Consider the following 18,205-nt stretch of genomic DNA (forward strand, 5'->3'; position numbering starts at 1 on the left):
GGCGTTGGTTCGGCGACGGTATCAGCCTGCCTGAAACTTGGACGACGGGTCGCCGGTGGCAGGCTCTGACCCGTGCGCGCGCTGGTGTTCGAGGAGTTCGGTGGTCCGCTCGACGTCCGGACGGTGCCCGACCCGACGCCGTCCCGGGACGGCGTGGTCGTCGAGGTCGGGGCCAGCGGGATCTGCCGCAGCGACTGGCACGGCTGGCTGGGCCACGACCCCGACGTCGTCCTGCCGCACGTGCCCGGTCACGAGCTCGCCGGCACCGTCGCCGCGGTCGGGGACCGGGTGCGGGACTGGGCGGTCGGGGACCGGGTGACCGTGCCGTTCGTCTGCGCGTGCGGGCACTGTGCGCCCTGCCGGGAGGGTGCCGGCCAGGTGTGTGCGAACCAGACCCAGCCCGGGTTCACCCACTGGGGCTCGCTGGCGCAGTTCGTCGCGCTCGAGGCCGCCGACGTCAACCTGGTCGCGCTGCCCGAGGGCATGTCCTTCGCCACCGCCGCCAGCCTGGGCTGCCGGTTCGCCACCGCCTTCCGCGCGGTCACCGGGGTGGGGCAGGTGCGGCCGGGGGAGTGGGTGGCCGTGCACGGCTGCGGCGGCGTGGGGCTGTCCGCCGTCCAGGTCGCGGTCGCCGCGGGCGCGCGGGTGGTCGCCGTCGACGTGGCGCCGGGCGCGCTGGAGCTGGCCCGGCGGTTCGGTGCCGAGCACGTGGTGTCCGGGTCCGTCGACGTGCCCGCCGCCGTCGCCGAGCTCACCGGTGGCGGGGCGCACGTCTCGATCGATGCCCTGGGCGCGGCCGTGACCTGCCTGAACTCGATCCGCAGCCTGCGCCGCCGGGGCCGGCACGTGCAGGTGGGCCTGCTGCCCCCGGCGCTGGGCCGCCCGGAGGTCCCGATGGAGCTGGTGATCGCCGGCGAGCTCGCGGTCCTGGGCAGCCACGGCATGGCCGCCGCCGACTACCCGGCGATGCTGTCGCTGATCGCGGCCGGCCGGCTGCACCCCGAGCGCCTGGTCACCCAGCAGCTCGGCCTGGACGACGCCGGGGCGGCGCTGGCCGCGATCGGCCGGGAGCCCGGGATCGCGGTCGTCACCTCGTCCTGAGGGCTCAGCCGGTCGGGTCGGCGGTGCCCGTGGGGGTGGCCGTCTCCGCCGTCCGCGTGGGCGCGCTGGTCGAGGTCGAGCCCGACCGGGCGCTCGAGGTGGGCTCCGCGGTCGTCGTCGGCGCGGTCGTCTCCTCGTCCTCCGTCGCACCGCTGCTCGTCGGCGACGGTGCCGGCGTGGTCGTCTCCTCGTCCTCGCCGGCGGTCGTGTCCGGGGCACTGGTGGTCGGCGCGGGGGCGGAGGTCTCCGGCTCCTCCGTCGGCACCGGTCCGGACGGCGCCTCGGAGGTCGGCGTGGGCGTGGGGGTCGGGGTGCGGGCCAGCTGGGAGGACCGCACCCGGACGTCGCCGTACTCGGTGGGCACCGTGACGTAGGGGTCGGTGGGGAGCACGAAGTTCAGCCCGCCCAGCAGCACGAACAGCGCACCGATGATCACCGTGGAGCTGCGGGCCCGGCCGATCCGCGCCGGGATCCGGCGGTGCCAGGTGTAGCTGCGGCGGGTCGCCGGCGAGGTGGTCACCGAGGGCTGCTCGACCGTCTGCTGCGGGAGCACGGTGGTGGGCTGGTCGTCGGACGGGCGGGTCACGCGGCACCTCCGCTGCGGGCCCGGTCCTCGGCCAGCGCCTCGTCGCGGACGTCGTCCTCCTGCGCGGTGGCCCGGAGCGAGACGCCCTCGCGGGACAGCGCCAGCGCCACCCGGGCGCGCAGGTCACGACCCACCTCGAACTGCTTGCCGGGCAGGGTGCGGGCCACGATCCGCAGGTTGACCTCGTCCAGGGCCAGGCTCTCCACGCCCATCACGCTGGGGGCGTCGAGCAGCAGGCGGTGCAGCCGGGGGTCGGCGAAGGCCCGCTCGCCGACCTCGCGCAGCACCTGCTGGACGCGGTTGACGTCGGCGGTGGCCGGCACCGGGACGTCGACCACGGCGCGCGCCCAGTCCCGGGAGAGGTTGACGACCTTCACGATCTGCCCGTTGGGGACGATGACGACCTCGCCGTTCACCGAGCGCAGCCGGGTGATCCGGAGGGTGACGTCCTCCACGGTGCCCTCGGCCGGGTCGCCGCCGCCGTTGACCTGGATGGCGACCACGTCGCCGAAGCCGTACTGCCGCTCGGTGATCAGGAAGAACCCGGCGAGCACGTCGCCGACGATGCGCTGGGCACCGAAGCCCAGGCCCACGCCGAGCACGGTGGCGGGGGCGACCAGTCCGGTGACCGGCAGGCCCAGGGTGTCCAGGACGAAGAAGATCGCGACCGACCAGATCAGCACGATCGCCGCCCAGGTCAGCACCTGGGTCAGCGAGTGCCGGTGCTTGGCGGCCTCGGACCGCACCAGGGCGTCCGAGTCGGTCGCGGCGGCGTCGATCCGGTCGGTGATCCGCTTCCCCGCCCAGCTGACCAGCCGGGCCAGCAGGACCGCGCCCAGGACGATCAGCAGGGCGTGCAGACCGGGCCCCCGCACCCAGTAGAGCGCGTCACTGACCGGTCCCTCGGAGAGCACGTCCATCGCCGTCCAGTGTGGCCTGCGGCGGCCGTCACGGCGACGGCGGGGTGCACGACTCCGGTGACTCACGGTCACCGGAGCCCGATCGACCCCGGATTGCGGTGCGTCCGTGTCCGGCGCATCGTGAGCGCACAGGCCGGTGTCTCCAGCCCCGGGACGGCCGGCACGTCGCCGAGCCGAGAGGAGAGGCGCCCGCACGGGGGCCGCACCCGCCAGTGAGCACACCTCTTCCACCCCGCGGGCGCGCCCGCACGACCCACGGTCACCAGCACCCCGCGCTCGCCCAGCCGCCGACCGCGGCCGACGGCCACGGCCGGTTGGACACCGCCGTCTTCGGGTTCGCCGCCGTGGTCGCCCTGGCCTTCGTCGTCTGGGGCCTGGCCACGCCGACCGGGCTCGGCAGTGCCAGCGGGACCGCGCTGACCTGGGTCGAGACGAAGCTCGGTTGGCTGTTCGTGCTGCTGGCGTCGGCGTTCGTGGTGTTCGTCGTCTGGCTGGCCGCCGGCCGGTACGGGCACGTCCGGCTGGGCCGGGACGGTGAGGCGCCGGAGTTCCGGACGGTGTCCTGGGTGGCCATGATGTTCAGCGCCGGGATGGGCATCGGGCTGATGTTCTACGGCGTCAGCGAGCCGCTCGCGCACTACGTGACGCCCCCGCCCGGCACCGTCGCCGGGGAGAGCGCCGAGGCGGTGCGCACCGCGATGGCCACCACGCTCTTCCACTGGACGCTGCACCCGTGGGCGATCTACGCCGTCGTGGGGCTGGCCATCGCCTACGGCACCTTCCGCCGCGGCCGGCGGCAGCTGATCAGCGCCGCCTTCATCCCGCTGATCGGGCGCCGTCGGGCCGAGGGGCCGGCCGGCACGCTCATCGACGTCCTGGCCGTCTTCGCCACGCTGTTCGGCTCGGCCGCCTCGCTGGGGCTCGGTGCGCTGCAGATCGGCAGCGGGATGGAGGTCCTCGGCTGGGCCGGCAGCGTGGGCAACGGCGTGCTGGTGGCGGTCATCGCCGTGCTGACCGCGGCGTTCGTCGTCTCGGCGGTGTCGGGGATCGCCCGGGGCATCCAGTGGCTGTCGACGACGAACATGGTGCTGGCCGTCGTCCTGGCGCTCTTCGTCTTCGTCGCCGGACCGACGGTGCTGATCCTGAACCTGGTGCCCGAGGCGATCGGGGCCTACGTCTCCGACGTGGGCCGGATGGCCGGGCGCACCGAGGCCACCGGTGGCGACGCGATGGCCGAGTGGCTGCGCGGCTGGACGGTCTTCTACTGGGCCTGGTGGATCAGCTGGACCCCGTTCGTCGGGCTGTTCATCGCCCGGATCAGCCGCGGCCGCACGATCCGCCAGTTCGTGACCGGCGTGCTGCTGGTCCCCAGCACGGTGAGCCTGGTCTGGTTCGCCGTCTTCGGCGGCGCCGGGATCGCCGCCCAGCAGGGCGGCACCGACGTGGCCGGACAGGCGACGGCGGAGGGACAGCTCTTCGGCGTGCTGCAGCAGTACCCGCTGGCCACCGTCACCACGGTGCTGGTCATGGTGCTGGTGGCCGTCTTCTTCGTCTCCGGCGCCGACGCGGCCTCGGTCGTGATGGGCTCGCTGTCCCAGCGCGGCACGCTGCACCCCAGTCGCGGCATCGTCGTCTTCTGGGGGGTGGTCATGGGCGCCGTCGCGGCGATCATGCTGCTGGCCGGCGGGGACGACGCACTGACCGGGCTGCAGAACCTGACGATCATCGCCGCGCTGCCCTTCGCGCTGGTGATGGTGGGCATGGCGGTGGCCCTGGCGAAGGACCTCCGCTCCGACCCGCTGGTGCTGCGCCGGGCCTACGCCAGCGACGCGGTCGAGCGGGCGGTCGTCGCCGGCATCAGCCGGCACGGCGAGGACTTCCACCTGGTGGTCGAACCGGCGCGCGGGCTGCTGCCCAACAGCGTGGCCCCGCTGCCGGAGGAGGCCCCGGCCGGCCGGCCGCAGGACCCGCGCGACTAGCGGCGCAGGCGGCGGACCGGCACCACCATCGGGGTGCCGGTGACCGGGTCGGGGACGACGCGGGCCTCCAGCTCGAACACCTCGGCCAGCAGCTGCTCGGTGAGCACCTCCTCGGGCGTGCCGGAGGCGACCAGGACGCCGTCCTTCATCGCCACCAGCCGCTGCGCGTAGCGGGCGGCGAGGTTCAGGTCGTGCAGGACGACGGCGACGGTGCGGCCGCGCTCGGTGTGCAGCCGCGCGATGAGCTCCAGGACGTCGACCTGGTGGGCGAGGTCGAGGTAGGTGGTGGGCTCGTCGAGCAGCAGCAGGTCGGTGCCCTGCGCCAGCGCCATCGAGATCCACGCCCGCTGCCGCTGCCCGCCCGACAGCGCGTCGACGGGTGCGTCGGCCAGGTCGGCCATGTCGGTCCAGGTGAGCGCCTCGGTGACCACGGCCTCGTCGTCGCTGGACCACTGGCGCAGCCAGCTCTGGTGCGGGTGCCGGCCGCGGGCGACCAGGTCGGCGACGGTGAGCCCCTCGGGCGCCAGCGGGGTCTGCGGCAGCATGCCCAGGACCTTGGCCACCTCGCGGGTGGAGGTGGAGGTGATCGCCCGGCCGTCGAGCAGCACGCTGCCCCCGGTCGGGCGCAGCAGCCGGCCCAGCGCGCGCAGCAGCGTGGACTTGCCGCAGCCGTTGGGGCCGACGATCGCGGTGAACGACCCGTCGGTCAGCTGCAGGTCCAGGTCGTCGACGACGACCTTGTCGCCGTAGGCCAGCCGCACGCGGTCGGCGGCCAGGCGCACCCGGGCGGTCGGGGTGGGGGTGTCGAGTGCGGTCACAGGGTGGATCGCCGCCTTCCGCGGACCAGCAGCCAGAGCAGGTAGGGAGCGCCGACGACCGCCGTGACGACCCCGACGGGGAAGGTCTCGGGCAGCACGGTGCGGGCGACGAGGTCGCTGGCGGTGAGCAGCAGCGCCCCGAGCAGCCCGGAGGTCAGCAGCGGGGGCCGGGATCCGCCGGTCAGCCGGACGGCGATCTGCGGCACGACCAGCGCCACGAACTGGATCGGCCCGGCCGCGGAGACCGCGAAGGCGGCCAGCCCGACCGCGACCAGGACGACGGCCAGCTGGGCCAGCGGCACCCGCACGCCCAGCGCCCGCGCCGTCTCGTCGCCGAACTGCAGGACGCTCAGCACCCGGGTCATCGCCAGGGCGGCGGGCAGCAGCACCAGCAGCGCCAGGGCCAGCGGCAGCGCCTGGTCCCAGCCGCGGCCGTTGAGCGAGCCGGTGAGCCACACGTTGGCGGCGGCGGCGTCGAACAGGGCACTGCGGGTGAGCAGGTAGGAGACGACCGCCTGAGCCATCGCCGAGAGCCCGACGCCGACCAGCACCAGCCGGTAGCCGTCGATGCCCGACTGCCAGGCCAGGCCGAAGATCAGCCCGGCCATGACCAGCCCGCCCAGCAGCGCGGCGGCCGGCAGCCCGAGCCCGCCCAGCACACCGGCGGCGGTGGTGCCGCTGCCGCCCAGCACGATCACGCTGACCGCGCCGATGGCCGCCCCGCCGGTCACCCCGAGCACGTCGGGGCTGGCCAGCGGGTTGCGGGCGAAGGTCTGGATCAGCGCGCCGGAGACCCCCAGCGCCAGCCCGACCAGGACGGCGACGGCGACGCGTGGGGCGCGCAGCTCCAGCACGATGAAGCGCGCGGTGTCCTCGCCGGTGCCGGCCAGGGCGCCCAGCACCTCGGGCACGCTGATCGGGTAGTCACCGCGGCCCAGGCTGAGCGCGGCGACCACCAGCAGGAGCAGCAGCACCAGCACCGGCACGACCAGCGAGCGCCGGCGGTAGGTGGTCGAGACCGGCCCCACGCGCAGCGTGCGGCGCGGGCGGGCGTGGGTCGCCGGGGTGCGGGTCGGGGCGGCCAGGGTCACAGCTGCACCAGCCGGCGGCGGCGGACCAGGGCGATGAAGAACGGGGTGCCGACGACGGCGAGCACGATGCCCACCTGCAGCTCGCCGGGGCGGGCGACGACCCGGCCCAGCACGTCGGCCAGCAGCAGCGCGATGACACCGAGCAGTGCCGACGCCGGGATCAGCCAGCGGTGGTCGGGGCCGGTGAGCGCGCGGGCCACGTGCGGCACCACCAGCCCGACGAAGGCGATCGGCCCGCAGGCGGCGGTCGCGGCCCCGGCGAGCAGGGTGAGGGCGGCCAGCCCGACGACGCGGGCCAGCCACACCCGCTGGCCCAGGCCCCGGGCGACGTCCTCGCCGAGCCCGAGCAGGTTCAGCGCCGGGGCGTTGACCACCGCGAGCACCAGGCCGACGACGACGAACGGGGCGACCTGGACGGCCACGTCGGCCTCCCGCCCGGCCAGCGCGCCGACGATCCAGAACCGGTAGGCGTCCAGCGTCGTCGTCTCGCGGATGGTGACCGACTGGACCAGCGCGAACATCAGGTAGGTCAGCGCGGAGCCGGCCAGCGCCAGGCTGACCGGGGTGGCGCCGCCGCGGCCCGCCGAGCCGATCGCGAACACCGCGATGCTGGCCAGCAGCGCCCCCACCAGCGCCGGCCAGATGTAGGCGCTGGGCGTGCGCAGGCCGAGCAGGGAGATCGACAGCACGACGGCGAAGGCCGCGCCCGCGGTGACCCCGAGCAGGCCCGGGTCGCCGAGCGGGTTGCGGGTGTGGCCCTGCATCAGCGCGCCCGAGGCGCCCAGTGCGAGCCCGGCGAGGACGCCCAGCAGGGTGCGCGGCACCCGCAGCTGGCGGACGATCACCGTCTCGTCGCCGGGGGCGGAGGCGTCGAGCAGCGCGTGCCAGACCGTGCCCAGGCCGATCGGGCGCGTCCCGACGCTGATGCTCAGCGCGCAGACGGCCACCGCGACCACCAGCAGCACCCACAGGCCCGCCGCCCGGCTGCCGGTGCCCCGCAGCAGGCCGGGTCGTGGTGCGGTCTCCTCGGTGGGCCGGGCAGCCGTGCGTTGCGCCACGAGCGGCTCCTGGAGGACGGCGGACAGACCTGACGAGATTGGGAAGGCTCACCTTACCCACCGGTCGGTTGCCTGGCGGTGGGGTGACCAAGACGACTCCGGGTCAGCCGGGGATCGGTCCGGACGGCGCCCGTCGCCCCCCACCATGGACGGGTGCTGCGACGCCTCGCCCCACCCGCCCGCCCGCGCTGGCTGCGGTGGGCGCTCGGGCTGGCCCTGGCGTACGGCGTGCTGGCGACGCTGGTGCTGCTCGCGGTGGCCGTCCTGCGGGACCGGACCGCGCTGACCTACAGCGCCGCGCTCGCCTCGTTCTGGCTGCTGCTGCCCGCGCCCGCACTGGCCGTCGTGGCAGCGGCGCTGCGCTCCTGGCGCACCGTCGCCGCGGTCGCCGTCCCGGCCGTGGTGTGCGCCGTGCTGCAGGGGCCCTACCTGCTCAACCGTCTGCCCGGCGGGGAACCCGAGCCCGACCTGCGGGTGGCCGCCTACAACCTCACCCAGACCGCACCGCTGGACGGCCTGTACGACCTCATCGCGCGGGAGCAGCCCGACGTGCTGCTGCTGCAGGAGGTGACACACCGGTCCCGTCCGGCGCTCGAGCAGCTGCCGGCGTACCCCTACGCCAGCTTCGGCCCGGGGACCGACCCGGGAGGAGGCGACGGGGACGCGGTGCTGTCCAGGCTGCCCATCACCGGCGTGCAGCCGGTCACCGGGCTGCCGGAGAGGGCTCGCCCTGCCGACCTGGTCACCCTGGACGTCGACGGGCGGGAGCTCGCCGTCCTCTCGGTGCACCTGGCCTCGCCGTGCATCGGGTGCCTGCCGGAGAAGCAGGCGGTGAACCCGGCCGGGGGCACCGGCCAGGCGGCGCGGCTCCGGGTGGCCGAGGCCCGCCGCTACGCCGAGATCGCCGCCGGCCTCATCGCCGGGGGGACGCCGGTGCTGTTGGGCGGGGACCTGAACTCCGCGCCACTGAACCAGCCGCTGGGGGAGCTGCAGGACGCCGGCCTCGTCGACGTGCACCGGGCCGTGGGCACCTGGCCGGCGCTGACCCGCGGCCCCGGTCCCGGCGTGGCCCGGGTCGACGTCGTCCTGGTCAGCGGGCTGGAGCCGGTGCGCAGCGTCGAGGGCGCGGCCGGCCCGAGCACGCACTCGCCGATGGTCGTCGACCTGGCCTGGCCCGAGGGCTGATCCTGGGTACCGTCGGGGGCGCCGGGACGACGAGGTCCCGCCCTGCGGAGGTGTGTGCCGTGCCCGTCCGTCGTCTGGTCCCCACGCAGGAGGCCGCCGACCTGCTCGATCTCACCCGCGAGCTGGCCCGCGAGGAGCTCGCGCCCCGGGTCGTGGCCGCGGAGGCCGAGGCGTGCTTCCCGCGCGAGGTGTTCCGCACGCTGGGCAGGGCCGGGCTGCTGAGCCTGCCCTACCCCGAGGAGTTCGGCGGGGGAGCACAGCCGGCCGTGGTGCACCTGCAGGTGCTCGAGGAGCTGGCCGCGGTGTGGGCCGGTGTCGCGGTCGGGGTGAGCGTGCACGGCATGTCGTGCTGGGCGCTGGCCACCGCGGGCACGCCCGACCAGCAGGCGGCCCTGCTGCCGGAGCTGCTGTCCGGTGAGCTGCTGGGCGCCTACTGCCTCTCGGAGCCGCACGCCGGCTCCGACGCCGCCGCCATGCGCACCCGCGCCGTCCGGGACGGCGGGGAGTACGTGCTCGCCGGGGAGAAGGCATGGACGACGCACGGCGGGCACGCCGACTCCTACACGGTGATGGCCCGCACCTCGCCCGACCGGTCGCGCGGCGTCTCCTGCTTCGTCGTCCCGGCCGGCTCCGCGGGGCTGACGGCCGACCGGCCCGAGTCGAAGATGGGCCTGACCGCCTCGACGACGGCGACCATGCGGTTCGCCGGCGTGCGGGTCGCCGCCGACCGGCGGGTCGGCGCCGAGGGCGACGGGCTCCCGCTGGCGCTGGCCGCGCTGGACGCGGGCCGGCTGGGCATCGCCGCGGTGGCGACCGGGCTGGCGCAGGGCGCACTGGACGACGCGGTCGCCTACGCCCGGGAGCGGGAGGCGTTCGGCGTCCCGGTCATCGAGCACCAGGGGCTGGCGTTCCTGCTCGCCGACATGGCCGCCGCCGTGGAGACCGCGCGGGCGACCTACCTGTCGGCCGCGCGGCTCAAGGACGCCGGGCAGCCCTACGGCCAGCAGGCGGCGATCGCCAAGCTGGTCGCCACCGACAACGCGATGCGGGTGACCACCGACGCCGTCCAGGTGCTGGGCGGGTACGGCTACACCTCGGCGTACCCGGTCGAGCGGTACATGCGCGAGGCCAAGGTCATGCAGATCTTCGAGGGCACCAACCAGATCCAGCGGATGGTGATCAGCCGCGAGCTCGCCCGCGGCGGCCGCCCGACGACCACGGTGACCGGCGCCTGAGAGCGGCCATGTCGGTCGACATCGCCCCTACGCTGCCGGCCATGTGCCGGAACATCCACGTGCTGCACAACCTGGCGCCCGCGACGACGTCGGAGGAGGTGCGGGCCGCAGCGCTGCAGTACGTGCGCAAGGTCAGCGGCTCGGCGAAGCCGTCGCAGGCGAACCAGGCGGCGTTCGACCGGGCGGTCGAGGAGATCGCCCATGCCACCGAGCACCTGCTCGCCGACCTGGTCACCGCTGCCCCGCCCCGCGACCGGGAGGTGCTCGCCGCCCAGGCCCGCGAGCGCGCCGCCGCGCGCTACGCCCGCTGACCCGACGGCCCGCTGACACGACGACGGCCCCGGCCCGGACCTGAGGTCCGGACCGGGGCCGTCGAGGCGCCCCGTCCCGAGGAGGTGTCCCCGGGACGGGGGTGCTGCGTCAGGCCGGCTGCATCTGGCCGAGCACGGCCTGCACGTCGGCCGGGGTGCGGGCCGCCTCGAGCCGGGCCACCTGCGCGGAGTCGGTGAACACCTCCGCGATCTTCCCGAGCAGCTTCAGGTGGTCGTCGCCGGCACCGGCGACACCGATGACGAACTTGACCTCCTTGCCGTTCCAGTCGATGCCCTGCGGGTAGCGCACGAAGGAGATCGCCGAGCGACGGATCGCGGACTTCGCCTCGTTGGTGCCGTGCGGGATGGCCAGCAGGTTGCCCATGTAGGTCGACACGGACGTCTCCCGGTCGTGCATGGTCGGGACGTAGGAGGCCTCGACCGCGCCGGCCGCGACCAGCAGCTCGCCGGCCTCGGTGATCGCCGCATCGCGACCGGAGGCGCGCCCGTCGAGCACGATGCTGTCCGGGGAGAGCAAGTTGCCCTCACCGGCACCCGCGCCGGTCCGGCCCGCCGCGTTGCCCACGTCTGCACCGTCCACCGCGGCCGCCCCGAGTGCGCCGGCCGTGCCGTTGGTCTGCTGCAGCAGCTCGACGATCTCGTCGTACCGGGGGCTGTCCATGAAGTTGCTGACCGAGACGTGGCGCGCCGACCTGGTGCGCTCCTCGGCCCGCTCGGCGAGGTCCTCGTGGGTGACCACGAGGTCGTAGGTGTCCTTCAGGTTCGAGATGGCCTTGTTGACCACGGTGACGTCCTTGAAGCCGGCACCGTGCACCTTCCGGCGGAGCACCGAGGCGCCCATGGCCGAGGAGCCCATGCCGGCGTCGCAGGCGAACACGATGGAGTGGATCGGGCCGTCGGTGCGGCCACCGCCCGAACCCACCAGCGCCGAGGAGATCGAGGACTTCTTGCCCTTGCGGGCCTCCATCGCCGCCGTCGCCGCGGAGAGGTCGCCGTCATCGCCCTTGTCCAGCTTCAACAGGAAGGCGGCGACGGCGAAGCTGACCGCGGCAGCGACCAGCACCGAGGCGGTGACGCCGATCAGGCTGCTGGGCGGGGAGGCGGCCCAGACGGCGATGATCGAACCGGGGGAGGCAGGCGAACGCAGGCCCGAGCCGAGGACGAGGTTGGTCGCCACGCCGGCCATGCCGCCGAGGATCACCGCGGCGATGAGCTTCGGCTTGGCCAGCACGTAGGGGAAGTAGATCTCGTGGATGCCGCCGACGAAGTGGATGAGGAGCGCGCCGGGAGCCGAGGACTTCGCGGCCCCGCGGCCGAAGACGGCGAAGGCCAGCAGCAGGCCCAGGCCGGGGCCGGGGTTGGCCTCGAGCAGGAAGAGGATCGACTGTCCGGCCTGCTGCGCCTCGTTCGTGCCGAGCGGGGTGAGGATGCCCTGGTTGATGGCGTTGTTCAGGAACAGGATCTTGGCCGGCTCGATGAAGATCGAGGTCAACGGCAGCAGGTTGTTCTCGACGAGGGTGTCGACCAGGTTCCCGGCCACCGTGCTGAACGCCTCGACGAGGGGTCCGGCGAGCACGAAGCCGACGACGGCGAGGAACGCGCCCCAGATGCCGGCGGAGAAGTTGTTGACCAGCATCTCGAAGCCGGGGCGGATCTTGTGCGCCCACAGCGCGTCGAGCTTCTTCATGGTCCAGCCGCCGAGCGGGCCCATGATCATGGCGCCCAGGAACATCGGCACGCTGGCGCCGGCGATGGCGCCCATGGTGGCGATGGCGCCGACCACGCCGCCGCGGAGCTCGTCGTTGTACGTCATCCGGCCGCCGGTGTAGCCGATGAGCAGGGGCAGCAGGTAGGTGATCATCGGGCCGACGAGGCCGGTGCCCTCGGAGCCGGAGCCCCAGGCGCCGATGTCCTCGACGAAGCCGTAGCCGCCGCTGTGGCCGAGGGCGTCACCGATGAGGGTGATCCAGCCGGTCTCGATGAACAGCGCGGTGATCAGGCCCCAGGCGATGAAGGCGCCGATGTTGGGCAGCACCATGTTCGAGAGGAACGTCCCGAACCGTTGGACGCGGACGCGCAGCCCTCCCGAGCGTGGCGCCGAGTGGGTGGTCGTGGCCATGGATGACCCTTCCTGGGTGACGTTCTGTGACCGGTCGACGCGGGTCGCACGGGCGGGGACGGGGGGATCGTGAGCGTGTGATGGCAGTCACGATGATCTGCGTTCGTCTGTATAACGGGCCCAGCGAGCGCGGTCAAGGGGGCGCAAAGCAACATGTTCACACCGAAGTCCACGCAACCGGATGACCTTGAGGGCTCTACAGTGACCGCCGACACCGGTGAGGCCGTGCCTGCACCGGACGCCAGTGGGCGTCGTCATCGCCCCAGCACCTGGAGGACGACATGAAGGCCTTGCGGTTCTATGCCCCGGAGGACGTGCGGCTCGAGGACGTCCCGGAGCCCGACTGCGGTCCGGGCGAGGTGAAGATCAAGGTCAGGAACTGCTCGACCTGCGGCACCGACGTGAAGGCCTTCCACAACGGGCACCAGAACCTGACGCCGCCCCGGATCATGGGCCACGAGGTCGCCGGCGAGGTCGTCGAGGTCGGGGCCGACGTGAACTCGACGTACGGCAGCGACTGGGCCCCGGGCGACCGCGTGCAGGTCATCGCGGCCGTGCCGTGCGGGCACTGCCACGAGTGCCGCAAGGGCTGGATGGCGGTGTGCCAGAACCAGACCTCCATCGGCTACCAGTACGACGGCGGGTTCGCCGAGTACATGATCGTGCCCCAGCAGGTGCTGGCGGTCGACGGGCTCAACCGGATCCCGGAGAACGTCGGGTTCGACGAGGCCTCGGCCGCCGAGCCCTTCGCCTGCGCCATCAACGCCCAGGAGCTCCTCGGCATCGAGGAGGGCGACACCCTCGTCGTCTTCGGAGCGGGGCCGATCGGCTGCATGCACATCCGCATCGCCCGTGGGGTGCACAAGGTCGGCAAGGTCATCCTGGTCGACGTCAACGCCGAACGGCTGGAGATGTCGGCCGCCGCCGTCCAGCCCGACGAGGTGGTCAACGGCGCCGAGGTCGACGTGGTCGCCCGGATCAAGGAGCTCACCGACGGTCGCGGCGCCGACGTCATCATCACCGCGACCGCGGCGAACGTCACCCAGGAGCAGGCCATCGCCGCCGCTGCCCGCAACGGCCGCATCTCCTTCTTCGGCGGGCTGCCCAAGACCAACCCGACGATCACCTGCGACTCGAACGTCGTGCACTACCGCCAGCTGCACATCCACGGTGCGAACGGGTCGGCGCCCGAGCACAACAAGCGGGCACTGGAGTACATCTCCAGCGGGCTGGTGCCGGTCAAGGACCTGATCACCGAGCACGTGCCGCTGGACCGGGTGCTCGACGCCTTCTCCATCGTGCAGCGGGGCGTGGCCATCAAGGTCACCATCGAGCCCTGACCGGCCGGCCGGGCTCCGCTCCACCGCTGCGGCGGAGCCCGGTACGCGCCTCCCCCGTCCGGGTGGCCTGTCCCGCCGGGAGCTGTGCCACCGGTCCGCACCTGCCGATGGAGCTCCGATGGGCGGACCAGCCGCCGGTCGGACCGAGGACGAGGTGCAGGATGCGCAGCACGGCGAACACCCCAGGACGACGGACCGGGCACGTGCTGCTCGCCGGACTGGTGGCCGCCGTCGCGCTGCTGCTGGGCCCCGGCACCGCCCAGGCGGCCGGGACGGTGACCCCGACGGCCTCCTGCTACCAGCCCAACAGCGACGGCAGCGTCAGCGTGCTGCTCGGTTACGTCAACAACACCGGCGTGACGCAGACGATCCCCTACGGGCCCGGGAACGTGATCTCCCCCAGCCGGTACGACCGCGCGCAGCCGACCAGCTTCGCCCCCGGCAGCCACCCCGGCGCCTTCGCCGTGACCGTCCCGGCCTCCGACGCGTGGGGCGGCAGCTGGACCCTCGACGGCGTGACGCTGTCGAACGCGAGCGTCGTCGGCCAGTGCCCGGCCGGCACCTCGCTGCCCGCCGACGGCAACGGCCTGGGCATGACGATGGTGATGGTGGGCTCCGGCCTCGTCGCGGCCGTGGCGCTCGTGGTGTCCCGCCGGCGGGGACGGGCGCTGCCCGCCCCCGCCGCCTGAGGCTCAGATCCCCCAGTAGTCGCCCCGGGTGGACTCCTTCTCCGGCACCGGCGCGAAGACGTTGCCGGTGGTCGGGGGCACGGTGTCCCGGGACATGCCGAAGACCCGCAGCAACGGCCCGACGAGGACGTCGAACACCGGCGGGAAGAGCCGGAACCCGGCGATGATCACCGGGTTCAGGAACCCCGACTGCTTCAGCCGCCGCGGGTTCGCCACCCGGTCCACGACCGCCCGGGCGACCCGCTCGGGGGTGTAGACCGGGGGCGGCGGGTGGCCGGTGTTGCCCAGCACGGTCGCGGCCTGGTCGTAGATCGGCGTCGTCGTCCCGCCCGGGGCGACGGCGGAGACGTGCACGTCCGGCAGCTCCCGCAGCTCCTGCTGCAGGGTGCGGATGAGCCCGAGCTGCCCCCACTTCGCCGTCACGTAGGCGCCCATGGTCGGGGCGGTGATCGAGGCCAGCAGCGAGCTGACGACCACCACGTCGCCGCGCTGCTGGGCCCGCAGCACCGGCAGGACGGCGCGGAAGACGTTGAAGGTGCCCAGCACGGCGGTGTCGACCACCCGCTCGAACACCTCGGGCTGGACGTCCTCGATCCGGCCGTAGGCCATCACGGTGGCGGCGTGCACGACGACGTCCAGCCGGCCGTGGGTGCCGGTCGCCCGGTCCACGGCGGCCTGGACCTCGGCGGGGTCGAGGACGTCGCCCGGCACGCAGTCCACCGCGGCCGCCCCCGCGGCGCGGCAGTCGGCCGCAGCGGCGGCCAGCGCGGTCGCGCTCCGGGACACCAGCACCAGCGAGGCGCCCCGCTGCGCGAACTGGATCGCGCTCGCCCGGCCGATGCCGGAGGAGGCGCCGATGACCAGCACCACCTGCCCGCTCCCCGGGGTCGCCGGTCGCACGTCGCTCGCCGTCGTCTCAGCAGTCACCCCGCCCCGCTACCCGCGCCGCCGCCCGCCACGCCTGTTGCGCACGACCGGATGCGGCCCCGGGGAATGCAGGAGCAGCGCACGCCCTTCGACGGCAGTGCACGAGCCCACCGGGGTCGTCGGACACCGTGGTCGGCGACGACTCCCGATCGTCATCCAGCACAGGTAGGAAGAGCGACGTGTCAGCACCACGGACGACCACGAGGGCAGGATCCGGTCACCTGATCGCGCAGCTGTCCGCCCAGGCACGGCGGATGCTGCAGACGGAGGCGGCCAGCGCCGGGCTGCTCGTCGTCGCGACCCTGCTGGCCCTGGCCTGGGCCAACTCCCCGTGGAGCGAGACCTACGAGCGGGTGTGGCACACCGAGTTCTCGCTGCGGCTGGGCTCGACGGGCGTGACCGAGGACCTGCGCCACTGGGTCAACGACGGCCTGATGTGCTTCTTCTTCTTCCTCATCGGCATGGAGGTCCGCCGCGAGCTGCAGATGGGCGAGCTGACCCAGCGCAGCCGGCTGTCGGTCCCGGTCATCGCCGCCGTCGCCGGGCTGTTGCTGCCCGCGGCCATCTACCTGGCCTTCAACGCCGGCGGCCCGGGCGCGAACGGCTGGGGCATCCCGATAGCCACCGACACCGCCTTCCTGCTGGGCGCGCTGGCGCTGGCCGGGCCGCGGGCCACCACCCAGCTGCGGGTCTTCCTGCTCTCGCTGTCGGTGGTCGACGACATCGGGGCGCTCACCGTCATCGCCGTCTTCTACTCCGAGGACGTCGACCTGACCCTGCTGGCGATCGCGGCGCTGTGCATCCTCGCCTTCCAGGTGCTGGCCCGGCTGCAGGTCTGGCGCGGGCCGGCGTACTTCGCGGTGGGCACGGCGATGTGGCTGGCGATGAACGCCTCCGGGGTGCACGCCACCATCGGCGCCGTCGTCCTCGGGCTGCTGGTCAGCGCCTACCCGCCCCGGCGCGCCGAGGTCGAGTCCGCCGGCGTCCTGGCCCGGGCCTTCCGGCAGTCACCGCAGGTCTCCCTCGCCCGGCAGGCGAAGCTCTCGGTCGAGCGCGCCATCTCGCCCAACGAGCGGATCGGCGCGCTGCTGGTGCCCTGGAGCGGCTACGTCGTCGTCCCGGTGTTCGCCCTGGCCAACGCCGGGGTGCACGTGGACGGCGACCTGCTGGGGCGGGCGCTGACCTCGCCGGTGACGCTCGGGGTGTTCACCGCCCTGGTCGTCGGCAAGCTGGTCGGCGTCGGGGGTGCCGCGGCGCTGGCGGTCCGGCTGCGGCTCGGTGCGCTGCCGCCGGGCGTGGGCCTGGGCAGCGTCTGGGGCGGCGCCGCACTGTCCGGCCTGGGGTTCACCGTCTCGCTCTTCGTCGCCGACCTGGCCTTCCCCGACACGCAGCTGCGCGACGAGGCGATGGTCGGCATCCTGGCCGCCGCCGTGGTCGCCGCGGCCCTGGGTCTGGGCTGGTTCCGCTGGCTGGCCCGCCGCGACCCGGTCGAACAGCCCACCGGCCCGCGCCGGCTCGACCCGCCGGTCGACCCCGCCCGCGACCACGTGCGCGGCCGGGCCGACGCCCCGCTGGAGCTGGTGGAGTACGGCGACGTCGAGTGCCCCTTCTGCGGCCGGGCCACCGGGGTCGTCGAGGAGCTGCGCGCCCGGTTCGGCGACGACCTGCGCTACGTGTTCCGGCACCTGCCGCTGCCCGACGTGCACCCGCACGCCGAGCTCGCCGCCGAGGCCGTGGAGGCCGCCGGGGCGCAGGGCGCGTTCTGGGCGATGCACGACCGGCTGTTCGCCCACCAGGACCAGCTGGAGGCCGGTGAGCTGCTCGACCACGCCGCCGCGCTCGGCCTGGACCTGGGCCGGTTCGCCCAGGAGCTCGGCGACGGCACCCACGCGGCCCGGGTGCGCGAGGACGTCGCCTCCGCCGAGGCCAGCGGGGTCGCCGGCACGCCGACCTTCTTCGTCAACGGCGTCCGCCACGAGGGCCCGACGGTCACCGACGCGCTGGCGGCCGCCCTGCTGGCGTCCGACCCGCGCGGCCCGCAGCGCCGGGAGCTGCCCGCCCCGGTCGCGCCGGTGCGCACGGTGACCCTGTCGCCGACGGCGCAGCTGCCGGGGCTGACCAAGCTGCCGGGGGGCCACTTCGCGGAGTCGGCCGACGACGGGTCGACCCCGCGGCTGAGCGAGGCGCAGCTGCGGGAGTTCCAGCGGGTCGGTCGCCGGGTGCGCACCGAGCACCGGCAGGTGCTGCTGCGCTCGGGGGCGGCCGAGTACGACTTCTTCGTCGTCCTGGCCGGCTCGGTGGCCATCGTGGAGGGCCCGCTGGAGGGCGTGGACGGCGCCGCCCCGCGGGTGATCGCGGTGCACGGGCCCGGCCGCTTCCTCGGCGGGCTGAACCAGTTGGCCGGCCAGCGCCCGGTGCGGTCGCTGGTCGTCGCGGAGGCCGGGGAGGTCCTGGTGGTCACGCTCGAGCGGCTGCGCTCGCTGCTGGCCCGCAACCGCGAGCTGAACGACCTGGTCACCCGGTCGTTCCTGCTGCGCCGGGCGATGCTGATCGGGCAGGCCAGCGGGCTGCGGGTGGTCGGTGACCGCCGGTGGCCGGCCAGCGCCGAGCTGCGCGAGCGGCTGGCCGACGACGGCATCGCCCACCAGTGGCTCGACCCGGCCGAGGACGACGCCGCCCGGCGGCTGCTGGCCGAGGCCGGGCTGCCCGACACCGACCGGCCGCTGGTCGTCCGCCCCGACGGCCGGGTGCTGGTCGACCCGACCCGCGAGGACCTGTTGCAGGCGGCGGGCTCGGCCACCCGTGACCTGACCACGACATGATGC

General features: G+C 74.3%; 15 protein-coding genes. 8 read left to right on the top strand and 7 right to left on the bottom strand.

Translation table 11 applies throughout. The features are described 5' to 3' along the window. The first annotated feature begins 72 nt into the window (after positions 1-72). Positions 73-1,101 (top strand): zinc-binding dehydrogenase, encoded by a 1,029-nt coding sequence (locus O2W14_RS02135; RefSeq protein ID WP_269174441.1) that lies wholly within the window; start codon positions 73-75, stop codon positions 1,099-1,101. Between the two features lie 4 nt (positions 1,102-1,105). Here the strand turns inward: O2W14_RS02135 and O2W14_RS02140 are convergent, their stop codons facing one another. Both O2W14_RS02140 and O2W14_RS02145 read right to left on the bottom strand, forming a co-directional pair. Next, positions 1,106-1,687 carry a hypothetical protein gene (locus tag O2W14_RS02140; protein ID WP_269174442.1) on the bottom strand — a complete coding sequence of 194 codons (582 nt, stop codon included), beginning with the start codon at positions 1,685-1,687 and terminating at the stop codon, positions 1,106-1,108. Beyond that, entirely contained in the window at positions 1,684-2,607 is a 924-nt protein-coding gene (locus tag O2W14_RS02145; RefSeq protein WP_269174443.1) for a mechanosensitive ion channel family protein, read from the bottom strand. Before O2W14_RS02145 ends, O2W14_RS02140 begins: the two co-directional genes overlap by 4 nt. A 212-nt stretch (positions 2,608-2,819) precedes the next feature. Here O2W14_RS02145 and O2W14_RS02150 point away from each other — a divergent pair, with 212 nt between their 5' ends. Further along, positions 2,820-4,586 carry a BCCT family transporter gene (locus O2W14_RS02150; RefSeq protein ID WP_269174444.1) on the top strand — a complete coding sequence of 589 codons (1,767 nt, stop codon included), beginning with the start codon at positions 2,820-2,822 and terminating at the stop codon, positions 4,584-4,586. Here O2W14_RS02150 and O2W14_RS02155 read toward each other — a convergent pair. From O2W14_RS02155 to O2W14_RS02165, 3 genes are read right to left on the bottom strand one after another with little or no spacing between them, the layout of a single operon-like run. Further along, a complete protein-coding gene (locus tag O2W14_RS02155; protein ID WP_269174445.1) occupies positions 4,583-5,404 on the bottom strand; it encodes an ABC transporter ATP-binding protein in 822 nt (273 codons plus the stop codon). The genes O2W14_RS02150 and O2W14_RS02155 overlap by 4 nt on opposite strands. Continuing rightward, on the bottom strand, positions 5,401-6,495 hold the full coding sequence (locus O2W14_RS02160) for a FecCD family ABC transporter permease (RefSeq protein ID WP_269174446.1): 1,095 nt from the start codon (positions 6,493-6,495) through the stop codon (positions 5,401-5,403). The genes O2W14_RS02155 and O2W14_RS02160 overlap by 4 nt, the downstream gene beginning before the upstream one ends. Then, entirely contained in the window at positions 6,492-7,553 is a 1,062-nt protein-coding gene (locus tag O2W14_RS02165; protein ID WP_269174447.1) for a FecCD family ABC transporter permease, read from the bottom strand. Before O2W14_RS02165 ends, O2W14_RS02160 begins: the two co-directional genes overlap by 4 nt. 153 nt (positions 7,554-7,706) lie before the next feature. On the opposite strand from O2W14_RS02165, the gene O2W14_RS02170 reads away from it, so the two are divergent. The 3 genes from O2W14_RS02170 to O2W14_RS02180 are packed head-to-tail and all read left to right on the top strand — an operon-like array spanning position 7,707 to position 10,284. Next, positions 7,707-8,738: an endonuclease/exonuclease/phosphatase family protein gene (locus tag O2W14_RS02170; protein ID WP_269174448.1), complete on the top strand. Its 1,032-nt coding sequence runs from the start codon at positions 7,707-7,709 to the stop codon at positions 8,736-8,738. 59 nt (positions 8,739-8,797) lie between these two features. Further along, positions 8,798-9,973 (top strand): acyl-CoA dehydrogenase family protein, encoded by a 1,176-nt coding sequence (locus O2W14_RS02175; RefSeq protein ID WP_269174449.1) that lies wholly within the window; start codon positions 8,798-8,800, stop codon positions 9,971-9,973. A 41-nt stretch (positions 9,974-10,014) separates the two neighbouring features. Further along, complete coding sequence (locus tag O2W14_RS02180) at positions 10,015-10,284, top strand: DUF2277 domain-containing protein (RefSeq protein ID WP_269174450.1); 270 nt, start codon at positions 10,015-10,017, stop codon at positions 10,282-10,284. 109 nt (positions 10,285-10,393) lie between these two features. Here the strand turns inward: O2W14_RS02180 and O2W14_RS02185 are convergent, their stop codons facing one another. Continuing rightward, a complete protein-coding gene (locus tag O2W14_RS02185; protein ID WP_269174451.1) occupies positions 10,394-12,424 on the bottom strand; it encodes a PTS mannitol transporter subunit IICBA in 2,031 nt (676 codons plus the stop codon). Between the two features lie 281 nt (positions 12,425-12,705). Here O2W14_RS02185 and O2W14_RS02190 point away from each other — a divergent pair, with 281 nt between their 5' ends. Beyond that, positions 12,706-13,764: a zinc-dependent dehydrogenase gene (locus O2W14_RS02190; protein WP_269174452.1), complete on the top strand. Its 1,059-nt coding sequence runs from the start codon at positions 12,706-12,708 to the stop codon at positions 13,762-13,764. A gap of 161 nt (positions 13,765-13,925) precedes the next feature. Then, a complete protein-coding gene (locus tag O2W14_RS02195; protein ID WP_269174453.1) occupies positions 13,926-14,453 on the top strand; it encodes a hypothetical protein in 528 nt (175 codons plus the stop codon). A gap of 3 nt (positions 14,454-14,456) precedes the next feature. Here the strand turns inward: O2W14_RS02195 and O2W14_RS02200 are convergent, their stop codons facing one another. Then, positions 14,457-15,380 carry an SDR family NAD(P)-dependent oxidoreductase gene (locus O2W14_RS02200; RefSeq protein WP_269174454.1) on the bottom strand — a complete coding sequence of 308 codons (924 nt, stop codon included), beginning with the start codon at positions 15,378-15,380 and terminating at the stop codon, positions 14,457-14,459. A 254-nt stretch (positions 15,381-15,634) separates the two neighbouring features. On the opposite strand from O2W14_RS02200, the gene nhaA reads away from it, so the two are divergent. Further along, complete coding sequence (nhaA, locus tag O2W14_RS02205; RefSeq protein WP_269174455.1) at positions 15,635-18,202, top strand: Na+/H+ antiporter NhaA; 2,568 nt, start codon at positions 15,635-15,637, stop codon at positions 18,200-18,202. Positions 18,203-18,205 lie beyond the last annotated feature (3 nt).

Origin of the sequence: Modestobacter sp. VKM Ac-2986, from assembly GCF_026967795.1 — a bacterium.
GTDB lineage: Bacteria > Actinomycetota > Actinomycetes > Mycobacteriales > Geodermatophilaceae > Modestobacter.